The organism is Salibacterium qingdaonense (assembly GCF_900114715.1).
Lineage (GTDB): Bacteria > Bacillota > Bacilli > Bacillales > Marinococcaceae > Salibacterium > Salibacterium qingdaonense.
In genome coordinates this window covers 1-15,813 of the sequence record NZ_FOTY01000003.1, presented here as the reverse complement: position 1 = coordinate 15,813, position 15,813 = coordinate 1, and the positions used below count along the sequence as shown (strand labels likewise).

Genomic DNA, 15,813 nt, shown 5'->3' with positions numbered 1-15,813 from the left:
CCGTATACACGGGGAGGGAGAAAAATTGAGCGAACGAAACACAATCGAAAAAGCAACGTTTGCCGGAGGCTGTTTCTGGTGCATGGTTAAACCTTTCGATCAGATGGAAGGCATTCACGGCATCACGTCCGGCTACACCGGAGGGCATACAGAAAACCCAACGTATGAAGACGTCAAAACCGGGGAAACCGGCCACCGCGAAGCCGTTCAGATTCTATTTGACCCGGAGGTGTTTCCATACGAAAAACTGCTTTCGCTGTACTGGCCCCAAGTTGATCCAACGGATGACGGGGGACAGTTTCACGACCGGGGACCGCAGTACCGGACGGCTGTCTTTTACCACAACGATACGCAGCGGCAGCTGGCTGAACAGACGAGACAGCAGGTTGCAGACAGCGGCCGTTTTAAAGAACCGATTGTAACTGAAATACTGCCGGCATCAACGTTTTACCCGGCAGAGACGTATCACCAGGACTTTTACAAAAAACAGGAAAAAGCCTACCTCGAAGACCGTAGAAAATCCGGCCGGGATGAGTTCATTGAGAAACACTGGCGTTAAGGGAACGCGCCGGTGTTTTCCACCGCCGGAAAAGACGTATAAACAAAGGGATTGAAATACATGTATGATTATAATACAATGTATAGTGTCCAATGCGATACGGGATGTAGCTCAGCTTGGTAGAGCACAGGCATGGGGTGCCTGGGGTCGCAGGTTCAACTCCTGTCATCCCGACCAGTTTTTTTATCATTGACTTTAACGATATAATGTAACTTCCGAAGCCGCTCGAGGAGTACCGCTCTGAGGCCGGCTTTTTTTATGTCCGCGCGGAAACGATGTAAGCTGAACCCTTCTGGAAGCAACAAAAAGAACCCGGACGATACCGACTTCCTGCAGCAGTACGGAAGACATTCGTCCGGGTTCTTATCAATTGTTCGTTCCCTGGGATCTTTCTGTGCTGCTATTCTTTCTTCTGCAGCTTCACCGCGGTGCCGAACACCATCACTTCGGAGGTGCCGCTCATAATGGAAGAGGAGGAGTAGCGGATACCGACTACAGCATCCGCTCCCCATTCCCCGGCTTTTGCTTCCATTTCTTTTTCTGCGTCGTCCCGGGCTTCGAGAAACATTTCCTCATATTCTTTCATTTTGCCGCCGACCATCGACCGTAAATTCCCGATGACGTCTTTGCCGACATGTTTGGCACGGACAGTATTTCCTTTTACAATACCGAGTGCTTCCACTACCTCATATCCCGGTACATGCTCTGTCGAAACGATAATCATGTTCATTCTCCTTTGCTATGCTGAGTCCTGCTGTATATACGGTTTCCATCCGGCAGAGGTTTCATCATTTCATGCCGTCTCCACGTTCTGGTTCGAAAAAAACCAGAGCAGCGCTTCAAATACGTCCGTTTTGTTTTGCAGAATATAGTAACGAAAACGTTCGTCTTCCATGTTGCGGTAAGACTGCAGCAGGGTGGAATGTTTCCGGAACTGATTAACTTCGGCATAGCCGACCATGCTCGATACTTCCATCAGTTCACGCAGAAGACGAAGGCATTTTGCATTATCAGACGTTAAATTATCTCCGTCGGAGAAATGAAATGGATAGATGTTGTAACGTTCCGGGGGATAATCCTTTTCAATCGTTTCGATTGCTTTTTCATAGGCGGATGAGCAGATGGTGCCGCCGCTTTCACCTTTGGAAAAAAACTGTTCTTCACTGACCCGTTTCGCTTCTGTATGGTGGGCGATGAATTCGATATCCACCGTCTCATATTTCGTCCGCAGGAACCTGATCATCCAGAAGAAAAAACTGCGTGCCATAAATTTTTCCCAGCGCCCCATCGATCCGGACGTGTCCATCATAGCAAGAATAACCGCTTTGGATTCCGGTTTTATTTTTTCGTTCCATGTTTTAAAACGGAGGTCGTCTTCAGAAATCGGGTTGATCTTTGCTTTTCCTTCCATCGCGTTTCGTTTTATGGCGGACAGGATAGTTTTGCGCTTATCAATGTTTCCCATTAACCCTTTTTTGCGGATATCATCAAATTCAATATCTTCTATAATCAGATCATCCTGCTGTTTCTGCCGGAGATTGGGAAGTTCCATTTCATGGAACAGCAGTTTTTCGAGTTCGGCCATCGACACTTCGGCTTCATAGTAATCCGATCCTGCCTGATCCCCGGGGCGTGATCCTTTTTCTGATTTCTCTCCCCCCGGTTCACGAGCTATGACATCTCCTTCTTCACTGCTGCCGTCTCCCTGCCCGGTGTATTTATTATTTTCAGTATTATAACGGATCTTGTATTCATCCATCGAACGTATCGGTATCCGCACAACATCACGGCCGCTTGACATCACAATGTCTTCTTCCGTAATTAAATCAGGGAGGTTATTCCGTACAGCTTCCTGGACTTTTTCCTGATGCCGGCGCTGATCCTGATGTCCTTTGCGGTGCAGGGACCAGTTTTCCTTTGAAATGACAAAACTGCGGTTTGCTTTCTCTGACATAGTAGGGTCCCCTTTCCCCTGTAGTTTTCTATTTCAAAAGTTGGACTACTACTATCGTATGCGGGAAACGGGACGCATTTGCAACATTATTCTGAATAAAACGAAACTTCTTCCCGGCAGCTTCCTTACCGGTACAAACATTCGAGGGTTTCCTGCCTGCAAAAAAGGACCGCCCTGAGGCAGTCCCTTCCCTATCTCATCACTCTGAATTCATCGACCGGCCAGTACCGGAGATTGGCTTCACCAACGACTTCGCTCATATCCACAAAACCGATCCGGCGGCTGTCCATGCTGTTTCGTCTATTATCCCCCAGCACAAAGATTTTACCCTGGGGTACCGTTTCTTTGCCTGTTACTTCTTCAAGTGTAAAATCAGAGGTGAACGGTCCACGCTCTGCCTCGCTTCGATAAGGAGCCAGATAGTCTTCCTGTACCGCTTCTCCATTTACATACAAGGTGTCATCTTCGTACCGGATTTGATCCCCCGGCAGTCCGATCACCCGCTTGATATAATCACTTTCTTCATTGGCATGAAATACTACTAAATCAAAACGATCCGGCTCGGAAAATTCGTACCCGATTTTATTTATAATGAGCCGCTCTCCATTTTCAATGGTCGGCATCATCGATTCGCCGTGTACCATATAATTGGCAAAGAAAAATGTCCGTATAATTAAAACAATGATGACTACCACGGCGAATGTTTTAATCCAGTCCCATACTTCTCTGGCTATCGTATTCATGTTCTGTCCACCATCCTATCTCTTTTCATAATGTATCATGCTTCAACGTTATGAGCAATTGATAGAAAAGTGGACACATGAATCCCCCATGACCTGTACCGGTCACAGGGGAAAGCAGGGCCTTCTTTGTTTATCTGTTCAGCAGGCTTCCGACGTACCGCAGCAGTTCATTTGCGGAAACAGAATTGTAGCCGTGTTCATCAATCAGCCGGGCTGTCACTTCATTGATTTTTTTCAGCTGGGACTCATCCGGTGTCTTCGTGGATGTCGTGATTTTAACGACATCTTTCAAGTCCGCAAACAGTTTCTGCTGGATAGCTTCCCGGAGATGCTCGTGGGAATTATAGTCGAATTTTTTTCCTTTTCGCGCATACGCGGAGATGCGGATCAGAATTTCTTCCCGGAACGCTCGTTTGGCATTTTCCGATATACCGATCTGTTCTTCAATCGAGCGCATCAGTTTCTCATCAGGACTCATTTCCTCCCCTGTGAGTGGATCTTTTAATTTATTTTTGTTGCAGTAAGCTTCTACGTTATCCAGATAATTGTCCATTAATGTCTTGGCCGATTCTTCGTAGGAATACACGAATGCTTTCTGCACTTCTTTTTTGGCCGATTCATCGTATTCTCTGCGGGCAGCTGCGATAAAATCAAGATACCTTTCTTTATCTTCATCCGAAATGGAGGCATGCTGATCGAGGCCTTCTTTCAGAGAACGAAGGACATCCAGGGCGTTGATCGATTCCACTTCTTTACGAATGATCGCCGAGGAGATCCTGTTGATCACGTAACGAGGATCAATGCCATCCATTCCCTCATCCTGGTATTCTTTTTTCAGTTCCTCCACGTCCTGGTCCTTGTATCCTTCGAGTTCTTCCCCGTCATACAGTTTCATCTTCTTCACAAGATCCACCGTTTGATTTTTCGGCTCTTTCAACCTCGTTAAAATCGAAAAAATCGCAGCGGTCCTAAGGGCATGAGGCGCTATATGAACATCTGCCATATCACTGCCCGCAATCATTTTCTCGTAGATGCGCTCCTCTTCACTCACCTTTACATTATAAGGAATGTTCATCACGATAATTCTCGAATGCAGCGCTTCATTCTTTTTATTGTTTATAAATGCTTTGTATTCCGCCTCATTCGTATGGGCAACAATCAGTTCATCCGCACTGATAAGTGCAAAACGTCCGGCTTTAAAGTTGCCTTCTTCACTTAAAGAAAGCAGATGCCAGAGAAATTTTTCATCACACTTCAGCATCTCCTGAAACTCCATGATACCGCGGTTGGCTTTGTTTAATTCTCCATCAAAACGGTATGCCCTGGGGTCGGACTCTGAACCATATTCGGCAATAGTTGAAAAATCGATACTGCCGGTGAGATCTGCGATATCCTGCGATTTCGGATCAGATGGACTGAATGTTCCAATGCCGACCCGTTTGTCTTCAGAAAAAAAAATACGCTCCACCATCACGTCTTCAATATTTCCCCCATATTCTTTCTCCAGGCGCATCATGTTTAAAGGCGAAAGCCGGCCTTCCACATGAATGCCGTATTCGTCATAAAATTCATCCCGAAGGTGCGGAGGAATCAGATGAAGAGGATCTTCCTGCATCGGGCAGCCTTCTATCGCGTAAACCGCTCCGGCATCTGTTCTGGAGTACTCTTCAAGCCCCCGCTTCAGCATCGTTACAATCGTTGATTTACCCCCGCTCACCGGTCCCATTAACATTAATATTCTCTTTTTTACATCCAGTCTCCGTGCCGCCGAATGAAAATATTCCTCCACCAGTTTTTCCAGAGGTTCTTCGAGTCCGAAAATATCTTCACCGAAAAAACGGTACATTTTATGATTATCTTTTTCAAGCACCCCTGCGTCCTTTATCATATTATACACTCGGGAGTGTGAGGACTGGGCAATGTGAGGGTATTGCTTCACCAGTTCCAGATATTCCTTAAATGTGCCTCTCCACTCGAGCTGCTTTTCTTTTTCCCGGTGTTCCCGTATTCTATTGATAATCTCCACCGTGCGAGCCTCCCCTTTCGGTGCATAATAAATGGTTCTGATCAGCAAATATACCTGACGGCTTTGTCCGTGTATTACTTCTATCCCTATGCGAAAAAAGGTGGAACATAACCGGGTCTTCTGCCGATATAAAGATAGAAGATAAATTTGTCCGAAAAAAGAGGGAATCCACATGAGAATGTCAGCCGGGTACTTATTTATTACATTGTTTATGGTTATGTTTTCTGTACTTCTGCTCGGTGCACTGGGCGAAGAAAAGAAAGCCGTCTCGTTTGAAAAAACGCTGGAGGATACCGACATCAAGAAACCGGATATCGATCAAAACAGTTATATATATGATGAAACAGGTGCTGTTGTCTCAGAGCTGTCTAAGGGGCTGAACCGTCGTTATCTTGATATTGAAAAGATTCCCCGTACCGTGAAACAGGCTTTTCTGTCGACCGAAGACAGGCATTTTTTTGAACATGAAGGAGTTGATATGAGTGCCGTCGCCCGGGCACTTGCTGTGAACGCCCAGGCCGGAAGCATTGAAGAAGGGGGAAGCACAATCACCCAGCAGACTGTCCGGAACCTCTTTTTGACGCACGAGCAGTCATATAACCGGAAATTAACCGAAGTTTTATATTCGTATCAGCTGGAGCAGGAATATTCCAAAGAAAAGATTCTGGAATTTTATATTAATTCTATTTACTTTCAAAACGGCATATATGGATTTGAAACGGCTGCCCACTATTATTTCGGGCAATCAAGCAGCGGACTCACTCTTGCCGAAACCGCTTTTCTCGCAGCTGTTCCTGCCAACCCGTCCCACTATGATCCACTGACCAAAAAAGAGAATACAAAAAAACGACAGGAATGGATTTTGACCAAGATGCAGGAGACCGGCGCTGTTTCAGCATCCCGGGCTGCTGAAGCAAAAAAAGCCCCGGTTGAGCTTCATGTCAGTGAAACGAAAAATCTCTACCCGGATTATACATTTTATGTGGAGAAGGAATTAAAAGAGTTGATCCGCAAAAAAGAAGGCTTTGCCCGACGTATGAAAAAAGCCGGCAAAGAAGAAAAGAAAGACATTGAAGAAGAACTGCAGAACCGCGTCCGGGAAGTACTTTCGTCCGGGGTTCACATTGAAACATCTTTAAATCCTGACCTGCAGAAGGAGGTAACAGCTGCGGTGAACAGGCAGCTTCGAGGGAAGAACGGGAACGGAGCAGCCGTTGTGCTGGATCACCGCACATCCCGTATTAAGGCGCTCAGCGGCGGAAAAAATTATGAACCTTATACGTTCAACAGAGCGTTTCAGGCTTACCGGCAGCCCGGATCGGCGATGAAGCCACTGCTTGTGTACGGTCCGTACATGGATCAAACCGGGGCAGACAAACAGAATTTTGTCGATGCCGGACGTTACTGTCTTCATGATTACTGCCCTGCCAACGCAGGGGGCAGCTATCCCGGGCAGGTAACTCTGAAAACGGCCCTGGCCCGTTCGTATAATACAGCAGCCATGCGTTTATTTGAGACAACCGGGATACAGCAATCTTTTTCCTATCTGGAATCCTTCGACTTTTCCCGTGTTAATGCAGATGATCATCATTATGCAGCAGCTCTTGGAGGTTTGTCCCGAGGCGTATCTCTTCTTGAGCTGACCAAAGCTTATACCACTTTTTCAAATAAAGGAGAGTACCGGCCCGGCCGTGCCATTGAAAAAGTCACGGACGGCGATGGAAAGGTGCTTTATGAATGGGGAGAGACAAGCCGCTCTGTCTGGAGTGAAGAGACCAACCAGGAGCTCCGCCACATGCTGAGAAGTGTTATAACAGAAGGGACCGGCCGCAGGGCTGACCCTGGCAGCGGGGAATGGAGAGGCAAAACAGGCACGACCAACAGCTACCATGACCTCTGGTTCGTGGGCTTTAACAGCCGCTATACAGCAGGGGTCTGGATCGGAAAGGATAACCCGGACACCCTGGGTGCAAAACTTCGCAGTACCCATCTGGATCTTTGGAAAGACATAACAGAGGGGCTTTCAGATGAATAGTTTTTTTATTAAATCGGAAGGCTCTTCATCAAGCTGTTATACAGACGAAAGCCTGCATAGGAAGTGCCGGCTGCCGCCGCACACCAAAACGTTATATGAAAGAAAATAAGACCGAACATTCCCGCTCCGCTGAGGGAATCCGAAATATGGTATACGATAAACACAAAATATACGAGAGTCGCCGCCAGAAAACAGCACACAATCCCAAGCGGCATCCATATAAACAGAAGAGAAGCTGCACTGCCGGCTAGATAAATCCAGGTTCCCTTCCTAAGGTTGGCAAGTTCAATTCCTTCCACATCCCTGGAGAAAAACAGCAATGACAGCTCCATTAACGTATCGGCAATTAATTTCAGTGCAGAAAAGATCATAAAAAAGAACAGAATCAAAAAGAAAAGAAGAGTGAGCTGTATTCCTCCGGCACTGAAAAATTCCAGCATCCCGGCGTACAGGCCCACATCTTTCAGCCAGCCTGAAATCTGCCGTTCACTATACAGGGAAAACGAAAGGCTGAATAGTAAAATCGAAAACAGCGGAAAATGACTTGTTAAATATGTATTTCTCATTGCGTACCACAATCCTCGTCGTTTATCATTTCATGAAAAAAAGCTGCAGAATAAGAGGCTGCAGCTTCAACATGGGCCGCTAGAAATGGTGGATGACATCAAATGCTTTCAATGTGCTTCCGGTCGCGGCGCTTTTCTTTTCCGACCCATTGGAATGCTGGTGGGCTTTCTTAAACGCATCACTGTTCACCCAGTCTTCGTAATGCTGTTTCGACTCCCACTTTGTAAAAACGACCTGACTGCCGTTTTCTTCGTTTTGTTCGAGAAACATAAAATCGATGCATCCGGGAGTATTTTTCATATGTTCTACACTTTTGGCGAACCTTTCCTGCATCGTTTCTTTTGCGTCATCCGGAACATGCAGTTCGTTCATCACAACGTACATCCCCATCATCCTTTCTGAATCAAACTCCTCCAGCCGGAGAAAACTGAATACTGCTTTCATTATATCAGGCAGCTGTGTTTTTTACCAAAAACATGTAACCGGTCTTTTCCTTCATTCACATACGACATGTTCTCAGGTATAATGGGAAACAGTAAACGCAAGCGAGGAGGTTTATGCATGAAACTGGTACTATTGATTGGTTTGTGCGTCACATTCATGGTCTCCATTCTTTCTGCCGGATTTGAAGACAAGCCTCACAAACACTAATACGTAATGGAAAAGAGTCTGGGACAAAAGTAAAATAGGTGAAGGACAACACGAATGTCTTGCATCGTTGCTCAACAGTCGAATGGCAGCGGAGCCAAAATGCTTCGACTCCTGCTCAGAACAGCACGAGTCTCGGGGACCCCGCAGGAAGCGATTTTCTTCCGAGGAGGCTTGAGCCGTGCCCGCGGCAAAGAAGACACGGTGAGCCCCAGCGAACCGATGTCGCCCTTGTACTCTGGAGTGAAAGCGAAGCATTTTGGCGCAGCGGTTTGTCTCAGCAACGAAAGATGCCGAACGATTTTTTAAAATCGTTCGGCATCTTTCTATCTTATACAGGTTTTGTCCCAGACTCTTTTTTCTTCCTGTGCTTCTGCGTTTTTCAGGTTAATCCAGGGAACTGCTGCTGGCGGAGGGCTTCGAATACAATGATGGCCGCTGAGTTGGACAAATTAAAGGAACGAACCGCTTCGTTCTGCGGAATCCTCAAACACGTCTCTTGAAAGCGGTCGGTTATGGTTTCCGGAAGGCCTGTCGACTCACTTCCGAACACAAAGAAATAGTCTTTGGCCGGGTCCCCGTAGGAGAACTCGGTATGCAGACGGCCTCCGTTTGTTTCGATCATATGGAACTCACCCTCCGGCCATTCTTCAAACAGTTCTTCCAGTGAATCATGATAATAAATCAACACATCCGGCCAGTAGTCACAGCCGGCCCGCTTCAGCATTTTATCCTCAGTGGAAAACCCGAGCGGCCGGATTAAATGCAGGAATGTCCCTGTTCCTGCACATGTGCGGGCTATATTCCCGGTATTGGCTGGTATTTCAGGATGGTATAAAACAATGTGATTACTCATGAAACGTGCTCCTCATCTACTAATATAAAATAAAACGTTCATCTGTGAAGATTGTAACTTTCACAGATGGTCAGCTGATATCTTGATAAAACCTGAAATATTATATCATATCTTTTTCCGGAACGCTTGTTTCATCCTTGTCCAATTTGAAAAAATTTATAGCGGATGGCAGGCGTCCACGCGGTGGAATCTTCATATGTCCAGTAACGTGCTCTGCTGTTTGACGTCTGTGCATTCACAAGAGGTTCCCCATTTCCATCAAATCCGGTAACGATGGTGGAATGCTGCCAGTTGTCATCTCCGTTGAAATCGTAGCAGATCACATCCCCCAGTCCCAGGTTCTCCGGCTTCTCCGTTTCCGCTGCTGTTAAACCGCTGTCCGAGCTGCTTAAATACCAACGAAACGAATGCGCTACCGACCAGCTGTAACTCCAGTTCCCGCCGGTATACCACCAACCGCTTCCCCGGTCCGGCTGCCCCCTCATCGGAGCGTCCCCTGCCCGCAGGCACTGCGATATAAAATTCGTACAGTTATCCGAAAATGCCTGATAATCAGGATTGTAATCATCCCACCAAGTTTCCGCATACTGTACAGCTTTTCTACGGTCATAGGAAAAAAAACGCTGCTCCGGATAAATCGGCTGCCCTGTACGAGACTGTCTTTGTACCGGCTGCGGCTGCTCCTGATCAATAATCACATGCCCGTCATGTGTTTTCATCATTCTTGGTATCCACTGTTCTTCCATATGATACTGTTCGTTGATTTTTAAAATCCGTATGAGATGCAGCTTATAATAGATATGTTCCTGTTTTTCAAACCGCTGCAGCCGGTAGGGATGACACTTGATTTTGATTTTCAAAAGCTCTGCGCCCCTGCGCTCGAGGGTTCTCTTGAAGCGCCGGAGCATCTCTGTTTCCTGCGGGATGGTTTTAGCCGGTTTTGCCTGGGCCTGGCTGCGCTGGAGCTGAAAAGACATCCACTGCTGCAAGTGCTTTTCCCAGGATTCCAACCACTTTCTCTTCATTTTCACCCCTCCTCCTACTTGTTCTGCCACTGACTCATTCTATTAAGGAGAAAGAGTGGTCATTCCTTTTGGCGTGTAGAAAAATAGAAAGGCATCCGCCTGCCGCGATGCCTTTTTATGTTCAGGAAGGAGCAGAAACGCTTCCTTCCATCTGTAGCAGGTATTCTTTTTTATCTATACCCGATCCATATCCTATCATTTTTCCATTGCTTCCAATCACACGGTGGCAGGGAATGACAAGAGAAACAGGGTTTTTGTTGTTGGCCATGCCCACAGCCCGGACTGCCTTCGGAGACTGTACTGCTTCGGCGATATCTTTATAGGACCTCGTTTCCCCGTATGGAATATCGTACAGGGCGTTCCATACTGCTTTTTGAAATGCGGTGCCGTATAAATCCAGCGGGACATCAAAAGAATGACGGCGTCTGTCAAAGTATTCATGGAGCTGCATGAGGATGCCGTGAGTGTCGGAACTATCTTTTTCCCACCGGCTGGAAAGTCTGTAACGATTCAACCAAGGTTTGATCTGCTCTATGACATCTTCAGCCCTCCCGTAATGCAGCACACACAGTCCCGACGACGTGGCTGCAGTGGTAATCCATCCGACGGGGCTTTTCATTTCCTGGTACAACAAAGGCTGCGGTGTGCTCATACCATCATCTCCTTATGGAACAGCGTGCGGGGCTTTGGCGCTCGCAATTTCCTCCTGCACATCCTCCTCCGATTCGTGCTGCTCTGCCTCATACAAAGCTTCTACTGCTTCTTTGGTTCCGATCTGGCCGAGCGACCAGGCAGCTGAACCCCGGATGACCGGCCGCGGATCCCGGTGGAGCACGTGAACAAGTGAATCCAATGCTTCTTCCGCTTTATACGTACCCAGAGCGAGAACGGCATTGCGCTGTATCGGCTTCTTCCCCCGCCACGAACCGGCGATAGGACCAAATGTGTTTTTAAACTCACGGTTGCTGATCGTAAGAAGCGGCTCCAGACTGGGCTTGACCACTTCCGGATCCGGCTCGAATTCTTCATGCTGATGGTGGTCCATTCCTTTATTTTCCGGACATACCGTCTGGCACGTGTCACAACCGTAGAGCCGGTTGCCGATTTTTTTGCGGAACCGTTCCGGCAGGGATCCCTTAGTCAACGTTAAATAGGCAATACACTTCCCTGCATCAAGCTGGCCCCCTTGAACGAGAGCTCCAGTCGGACAGGCATCCACACACTTGTTGCACGTGCCGCATTGATCCGTGATCTCTTTATCCGGTTCCAGCGAAAGTGTGGTGATCATCTCTCCAAGATACACATACGACCCAAATTCCGGTGTAATAATCGCACAGTTTTTGCCGCTCCAACCGATGCCGGCCCGTTCGGCAACCGCCCGGTCGGAGAGCTCCCCGGTATCGACCATCGACTGGTTCCGTGCCTCTGGGGCAATTTCCTGGATATAATCCTCCAGCTTCTGTAGACGATCCTTCAGCACATTATGATAATCCACCCCCCAGGAAGCACGACAGAACATGCCGCGCCGGTCACCTTTCCTGCTTTTCGGTTCATTTTCCATTTTGGAAGGATATGCCAGAGCAATCGAAATAATCGTCTTTGCTTCGGGCAGCAAACGCTCCGGTTCGGTCCGTTTCTCAATATCCGGTTCTTCAAATCCGGAATGGTACTGAAGGCGCTGCTGTTCAATCAGCCTGTCCTTTAACGTGAGGAAAGGATCTGTCGAAGCAAAACCGATTTTGTCAATCCCGATTTCTTTGCTGTAGGCAGCAATCTTTTCTTTAAGTTCTGCTCCTGTCATCATTTCGCTCCCTTCTTTTATCTTTTATATCGAATATTGGATATGGTACACTTTACGCAACAATTGGCAGCAGAGGTGAGAATATGCTCTTTTCGCTTGATAAAAACCTATTTAAAAGGGTACCTGATCTTAAGATCGGTATTATTGTATATGAAAATATTGTCGTGGGTGATTCGCCCTCTATGTTGAAAGGTCGTCTCGAATACTTCCAGGAAACCGTGCGCACCGACCTGGATGAACGTCCCGTCGATGAGTACGAAGGCGTCAAAGAGTGGCGCAGCATCTTCCGGGATCTCGGCATCGATCCTAAACGGTACCGTCCTTCCCACGAAGCGTTATTAAGACGAATCAGCAATGGAAAAGATCTCCCGTTTATTCACTCAGCAGCAGATGTGAACAACTTCTTTTCGCTTCAATATGACATGCCGGTCGGTATTTATGACGGACATGCCTTGAATGATTATATCAAAATCAGACTGGGACAGGAAGAGGAGGCAATGGAAGGGCTGAATGGACGGATGAACAACATGGAAGGTAAATTAGCCGGTTTTGATAAGAGAGGCCCCTTCGGCAGTCCTATTGTTGATGCCGCCCGAACAATGACGACGACAGATACAACAAACGCTGTCCAAATCTTTTATATTCCCCCTTCCCTTCCGCAGGATGAGGCAGAACAGCTTCTCCAGGCTGCTTCCAATATGTTTATTCAGCTTCACAGCGGGAGCAACAGTATTTATCTTCTGGATCAAAACAAAACGAACTTTCAACATGCTCCTCATTGATAAAAAAGCTTCCGCCGTAAGGGATTATCCCATGCAGCGGAAGTCTTCCATTACATCATTTTTTCTGAAACCCTTTTCTTATCATGGCATAGCTGACTGATAACGTACCTTCCGACTCTTACGTTTTTTCATTATCCATGCGGGGTATAAACAAATATAGACGATAAAAAGGAGGTTGTTCCATGACTGAAACGGGATATCGGAATAAAAACAAAAAAGTCCGTACCACCTCAGATCCACCGCCTACCATTCATGAAGACCTCATACCGTTGGAAGATTTAAAGATCGAAGAAAAAGAGATGAAGCAAAAGCATAAATCTAAAAACTCCTCCTCTTCTGATAAAAAACAGGAGTAAAGTGTAAACAAAACCCCCGTCACGTATTTACGGTGAAACGGGGGTTTTTCATATTGGCTTTATAATAACATAAAATAAAAAACCATCCACACATTAAAGGGAAAGGTTTTAAAGCATAAATCATAGCTATAAGCATGGTAGCGGTGGTGGGACTCGAACCCACACTCCGAAGAACACGATTTTGAGTCGTGCGCGTCTGCCAGTTCCGCCACACCGCCATCCTGTTAAGTACCAAATTAAAATTGGTGCCGAGGGCCGGACTTGAACCGGCACGGTTGGTAGACCAACCGCAGGATTTTAAGTCCTGTGTGTCTGCCCATTCCACCACCCCGGCAGAGGTAGATGTGAAGTGGAGGCGGTACCCGGATTCGAACCGGGGAATAAGGGTTTTGCAGACCCGTGCCTTACCACTTGGCTATACCGCCATGTGGTACCATATGATACCCATGCACATATTGTGATAACTGGAGCGGAAGACGGGATTCGAACCCGCGACCCCCACCTTGGCAAGGTGGTGTTCTACCACTGAACTACTTCCGCATGTGGCTGGGCTAGCTGGATTCGAACCAGCGCATCACGGAATCAAAATCCGATGCCTTACCGCTTGGCTATAGCCCAAATTGTAGAATGGGGCGATTGATGGGAGTCGAACCCATGCATGCCGGAGCCACAATCCGGTGCGTTAACCACTTCGCCACAACCGCCATTTTAAAAAAAGAAATAAAAATGGCAGGGGTAGTAGGAATCGAACCCACATTGACGGTTTTGGAGACCGCTGTTCTGCCTTTGAACTATACCCCTGTTTTAAAATGGTGGAGGGGGACGGATTCGAACCGCCGAACCCGAAGGAGCGGATTTACAGTCCGCCGCGTTTGGCCAACTTCGCTACCCCTCCATTTTTTCAAAAATGGTGCCGGCCAGAGGAATTGAACCCCCAACCTACTGATTACAAGTCAGTTGCTCTGCCAATTGAGCTAGACCGGCACAAAAATGGTGGCTCGAGACGGAATCGAACCGCCGACACGAGGATTTTCAGTCCACTGCTCTACCGACTGAGCTATCGAGCCATCTTATGCTGCCTTTTTGGTTAAAGGCTGAATAGTAAGTAAATGGCGGGCCTGACGGGAATCGAACCCGCGATCTCCTGCGTGACAGGCAGGCATGTTAACCGCTACACCACAGGCCCTTTTTGAAAAGAATAAGCTGCGAATCTCTTCGTCAACTGCGTTCGTGTCGTCAGGTCACGTACTGAGGTACGTTCCCTCCTCCACTCTCTTGTTTCCTCGACCTTCTTGCTTCTTCTTTCCAAAAGCAAGGAGGCAAATCTCAGCGTCAGCTGCGTTCGCATCGTCAGGTCACGTACTGGAGTACGTTCCCTCCTCTACTCTCTTGCTTCCTTGACCTTCTTGTTTCTTCTTTCAAAAAGGTAAGGTCAGACGAATGTCGATGTCAACTTCGTTCGTGTCGTCAGGTCACGTACTGGAGTACGTTCCCTCCTTCACTCTCTTGTTTCCTCGACCTTCCTGCTTTTTCTTTCCAAAAGCAAGATGGAAAAACACTGTTTCAGCTTTTGCTGCGTTTGAAGTATGTTTATTGAAAATTGGTTGCGGGGGCAGGATTCGAACCTGCGACCTCCGGGTTATGAGCCCGACGAGCTACCGAACTGCTCCACCCCGCGATGTGTTTTATCATGGTGGAGGGTGACGGGATCGAACCGCCGACCTCCTGCTTGTAAGGCAGATGCTCTCCCAGCTGAGCTAACCCTCCATATGTAAATGGTGACCCGTACGGGATTCGAACCCGTGTTACCGCCGTGAAAGGGCGGTGTCTTAACCACTTGACCAACGGGCCTTTCTTTATGTAATGAAATGGCGGAGAGCGAGGGATTCGAACCCTCGAGACGGCTCAACACCGCCTACACGATTTCCAATCGTGCTCCTTCGGCCACTCGGACAGCTCTCCAGGTTGGCTCCACAGGCAGGATTCGAACCTGCGACCGATCGGTTAACAGCCGATAGCTCTACCACTGAGCTACTGTGGAATATGTAGTATATTTCTTTTATAATGTGATACTTGAGCATCTTAACATTTCAAAAAGAAAATGTCCAGCCTGGCGGCGTCCTACTTTCACAAAGGGTTGCCCCTTCATTATCATCGGCGCTGGAGAGCTTAACTTCCGTGTTCGGCATGGGAACGGGTGGGACCTCTCCGCCGTCGCCACCAGACCTGGTGCCCTTTAGCGGGCTTTTTGTTGGGCAGGGAACGATGTTCCCTCAAAACGACATAACGAATGCTTGAGCCTTGAATCGAACCACCATCTTCAGGATAAGCCCTCGACCGATTAGTATCTGTCAGCTGCACGTGTCACCACGCTTCCACCTCAGACCTATCAACCTGATCATCTCTCAGGGGTCTTACTCACTTCATGTGATGGGAAATCTCATCTTGAGGTGGGCTTCAT

14 protein-coding genes, 17 tRNA genes and 2 rRNA genes are annotated in these 15,813 nt (G+C 47.5%); 5 read left to right on the top strand and 28 right to left on the bottom strand.

The window, feature by feature from the left end; genetic code table 11:
• Positions 1-43 precede the first annotated feature (43 nt).
• The gene (gene msrA / locus BM058_RS03315; RefSeq protein WP_090925864.1) at positions 44-559 is read left to right on the top strand and encodes a peptide-methionine (S)-S-oxide reductase MsrA; all 516 of its coding nucleotides are present in this window, start codon (positions 44-46) and stop codon (positions 557-559) included.
• 100 nt (positions 560-659) lie between these two features.
• Positions 660-736, top strand: a tRNA-Pro gene (locus BM058_RS03310).
• Between the two features lie 223 nt (positions 737-959).
• Here BM058_RS03310 and BM058_RS03305 read toward each other — a convergent pair.
• The 4 genes from BM058_RS03305 to BM058_RS03290 all read right to left on the bottom strand — a co-directional run bounded on the left by BM058_RS03305 (position 960) and on the right by BM058_RS03290 (position 5,282).
• The gene (locus BM058_RS03305) at positions 960-1,283 is read right to left on the bottom strand and encodes a YbjQ family protein (RefSeq protein WP_090925608.1); all 324 of its coding nucleotides are present in this window, start codon (positions 1,281-1,283) and stop codon (positions 960-962) included.
• 69 nt (positions 1,284-1,352) lie between these two features.
• Positions 1,353-2,513, bottom strand: coding sequence for a sporulation protein YhbH (gene yhbH / locus BM058_RS03300; protein WP_090925607.1), 1,161 nt, complete (start codon positions 2,511-2,513; stop codon positions 1,353-1,355).
• A gap of 191 nt (positions 2,514-2,704) precedes the next feature.
• A complete protein-coding gene (gene lepB, locus BM058_RS03295; RefSeq protein ID WP_090925606.1) occupies positions 2,705-3,256 on the bottom strand; it encodes a signal peptidase I in 552 nt (183 codons plus the stop codon).
• A 130-nt stretch (positions 3,257-3,386) separates the two neighbouring features.
• A complete protein-coding gene (locus tag BM058_RS03290) occupies positions 3,387-5,282 on the bottom strand; it encodes a PrkA family serine protein kinase (protein WP_090925605.1) in 1,896 nt (631 codons plus the stop codon).
• A 172-nt stretch (positions 5,283-5,454) separates the two neighbouring features.
• On the opposite strand from BM058_RS03290, the gene BM058_RS03285 reads away from it, so the two are divergent.
• Complete coding sequence (locus BM058_RS03285) at positions 5,455-7,317, top strand: transglycosylase domain-containing protein (protein ID WP_090925604.1); 1,863 nt, start codon at positions 5,455-5,457, stop codon at positions 7,315-7,317.
• 8 nt (positions 7,318-7,325) lie between these two features.
• Here BM058_RS03285 and BM058_RS03280 read toward each other — a convergent pair whose 3' ends face one another.
• From BM058_RS03280 to queG, 6 genes are all read right to left on the bottom strand, one after another.
• Positions 7,326-7,883 (bottom strand): DUF5366 family protein, encoded by a 558-nt coding sequence (locus BM058_RS03280; RefSeq protein ID WP_090925603.1) that lies wholly within the window; start codon positions 7,881-7,883, stop codon positions 7,326-7,328.
• Positions 7,884-7,962: 79 nt separating this feature from the next.
• Entirely contained in the window at positions 7,963-8,328 is a 366-nt protein-coding gene (locus BM058_RS03275) for an antibiotic biosynthesis monooxygenase family protein (protein ID WP_245736817.1), read from the bottom strand.
• A 586-nt stretch (positions 8,329-8,914) separates the two neighbouring features.
• The gene (gene trmL, locus BM058_RS03270; protein ID WP_090925602.1) at positions 8,915-9,388 is read right to left on the bottom strand and encodes a tRNA (uridine(34)/cytosine(34)/5-carboxymethylaminomethyluridine(34)-2'-O)-methyltransferase TrmL; all 474 of its coding nucleotides are present in this window, start codon (positions 9,386-9,388) and stop codon (positions 8,915-8,917) included.
• Between the two features lie 131 nt (positions 9,389-9,519).
• Positions 9,520-10,413: an amidase domain-containing protein gene (locus BM058_RS03265; RefSeq protein WP_245736816.1), complete on the bottom strand. Its 894-nt coding sequence runs from the start codon at positions 10,411-10,413 to the stop codon at positions 9,520-9,522.
• 121 nt (positions 10,414-10,534) lie between these two features.
• On the bottom strand, positions 10,535-11,065 hold the full coding sequence (locus BM058_RS03260) for a methylated-DNA--[protein]-cysteine S-methyltransferase (protein ID WP_090925601.1): 531 nt from the start codon (positions 11,063-11,065) through the stop codon (positions 10,535-10,537).
• Positions 11,066-11,077: 12 nt separating this feature from the next.
• On the bottom strand, positions 11,078-12,214 hold the full coding sequence (queG, locus tag BM058_RS03255; RefSeq protein WP_090925861.1) for a tRNA epoxyqueuosine(34) reductase QueG: 1,137 nt from the start codon (positions 12,212-12,214) through the stop codon (positions 11,078-11,080).
• A 182-nt stretch (positions 12,215-12,396) separates the two neighbouring features.
• Between queG and BM058_RS03250 the strand changes: the two genes are divergently transcribed.
• Both BM058_RS03250 and BM058_RS18105 read left to right on the top strand, forming a co-directional pair.
• Complete coding sequence (locus BM058_RS03250; RefSeq protein ID WP_245736814.1) at positions 12,397-12,996, top strand: B3/B4 domain-containing protein; 600 nt, start codon at positions 12,397-12,399, stop codon at positions 12,994-12,996.
• Positions 12,997-13,178: 182 nt separating this feature from the next.
• Complete coding sequence (locus tag BM058_RS18105; protein WP_177195408.1) at positions 13,179-13,352, top strand: hypothetical protein; 174 nt, start codon at positions 13,179-13,181, stop codon at positions 13,350-13,352.
• 135 nt (positions 13,353-13,487) lie between these two features.
• Here the strand turns inward: BM058_RS18105 and BM058_RS03245 are convergent.
• The 18 genes from BM058_RS03245 to BM058_RS03160 form a co-directional block, all read right to left on the bottom strand.
• Positions 13,488-13,570 (bottom strand) — tRNA-Leu (locus tag BM058_RS03245).
• A gap of 25 nt (positions 13,571-13,595) precedes the next feature.
• Positions 13,596-13,686 (bottom strand) — tRNA-Leu (locus BM058_RS03240).
• Between the two features lie 16 nt (positions 13,687-13,702).
• Positions 13,703-13,777 (bottom strand) — tRNA-Cys (locus tag BM058_RS03235).
• A 40-nt stretch (positions 13,778-13,817) separates the two neighbouring features.
• A tRNA-Gly gene (locus BM058_RS03230) sits at positions 13,818-13,892 on the bottom strand.
• Positions 13,893-13,895: 3 nt separating this feature from the next.
• Positions 13,896-13,970, bottom strand: a tRNA-Gln gene (locus tag BM058_RS03225).
• Positions 13,971-13,980: 10 nt separating this feature from the next.
• Positions 13,981-14,056, bottom strand: a tRNA-His gene (locus BM058_RS03220).
• Positions 14,057-14,079: 23 nt separating this feature from the next.
• Positions 14,080-14,153: transfer RNA gene (locus BM058_RS03215), tRNA-Trp, on the bottom strand.
• Between the two features lie 9 nt (positions 14,154-14,162).
• Positions 14,163-14,247, bottom strand: a tRNA-Tyr gene (locus tag BM058_RS03210).
• Positions 14,248-14,260: 13 nt separating this feature from the next.
• Positions 14,261-14,336: transfer RNA gene (locus tag BM058_RS03205), tRNA-Thr, on the bottom strand.
• Positions 14,337-14,343: 7 nt separating this feature from the next.
• A tRNA-Phe gene (locus BM058_RS03200) sits at positions 14,344-14,419 on the bottom strand.
• A gap of 43 nt (positions 14,420-14,462) precedes the next feature.
• A tRNA-Asp gene (locus BM058_RS03195) sits at positions 14,463-14,538 on the bottom strand.
• A gap of 415 nt (positions 14,539-14,953) precedes the next feature.
• A tRNA-Met gene (locus BM058_RS03190) sits at positions 14,954-15,030 on the bottom strand.
• Between the two features lie 13 nt (positions 15,031-15,043).
• Positions 15,044-15,119 (bottom strand) — tRNA-Val (locus BM058_RS03185).
• Between the two features lie 9 nt (positions 15,120-15,128).
• A tRNA-Glu gene (locus tag BM058_RS03180) sits at positions 15,129-15,203 on the bottom strand.
• Between the two features lie 18 nt (positions 15,204-15,221).
• Positions 15,222-15,314 (bottom strand) — tRNA-Ser (locus tag BM058_RS03175).
• Positions 15,315-15,318: 4 nt separating this feature from the next.
• A tRNA-Asn gene (locus tag BM058_RS03170) sits at positions 15,319-15,393 on the bottom strand.
• Between the two features lie 67 nt (positions 15,394-15,460).
• Positions 15,461-15,577 (bottom strand): 5S ribosomal RNA (gene rrf / locus BM058_RS03165).
• 96 nt (positions 15,578-15,673) lie between these two features.
• A 23S ribosomal RNA gene (locus tag BM058_RS03160) occupies positions 15,674-15,813 on the bottom strand; the annotation flags it as partial.

What these genes read in the sequence shown, in the direction of transcription:
- lepB (WP_090925606.1), bottom strand. Translation starts at nt 3,256, where the DNA reads ATGAATACGATAGCCAGAGAAGTATGGGACTGGATTAAAACATTCGCC.
- BM058_RS03260 (WP_090925601.1), bottom strand. Translation starts at nt 11,065, where the DNA reads ATGAGCACACCGCAGCCTTTGTTGTACCAGGAAATGAAAAGCCCCGTC.
- BM058_RS03250 (WP_245736814.1), top strand. Translation starts at nt 12,397, where the DNA reads ATGTTGAAAGGTCGTCTCGAATACTTCCAGGAAACCGTGCGCACCGAC.
- queG (WP_090925861.1), bottom strand. Translation starts at nt 12,214, where the DNA reads ATGACAGGAGCAGAACTTAAAGAAAAGATTGCTGCCTACAGCAAAGAA.
- yhbH (WP_090925607.1), bottom strand. Translation starts at nt 2,513, where the DNA reads ATGTCAGAGAAAGCAAACCGCAGTTTTGTCATTTCAAAGGAAAACTGG.
- BM058_RS03275 (WP_245736817.1), bottom strand. Translation starts at nt 8,328, where the DNA reads ATGAAAGCAGTATTCAGTTTTCTCCGGCTGGAGGAGTTTGATTCAGAA.
- trmL (WP_090925602.1), bottom strand. Translation starts at nt 9,388, where the DNA reads ATGAGTAATCACATTGTTTTATACCATCCTGAAATACCAGCCAATACC.
- BM058_RS03265 (WP_245736816.1), bottom strand. Translation starts at nt 10,413, where the DNA reads ATGAAGAGAAAGTGGTTGGAATCCTGGGAAAAGCACTTGCAGCAGTGG.
- BM058_RS03305 (WP_090925608.1), bottom strand. Translation starts at nt 1,283, where the DNA reads ATGATTATCGTTTCGACAGAGCATGTACCGGGATATGAGGTAGTGGAA.
- BM058_RS03280 (WP_090925603.1), bottom strand. Translation starts at nt 7,883, where the DNA reads ATGAGAAATACATATTTAACAAGTCATTTTCCGCTGTTTTCGATTTTA.
- BM058_RS18105 (WP_177195408.1), top strand. Translation starts at nt 13,179, where the DNA reads ATGACTGAAACGGGATATCGGAATAAAAACAAAAAAGTCCGTACCACC.
- BM058_RS03285 (WP_090925604.1), top strand. Translation starts at nt 5,455, where the DNA reads ATGAGAATGTCAGCCGGGTACTTATTTATTACATTGTTTATGGTTATG.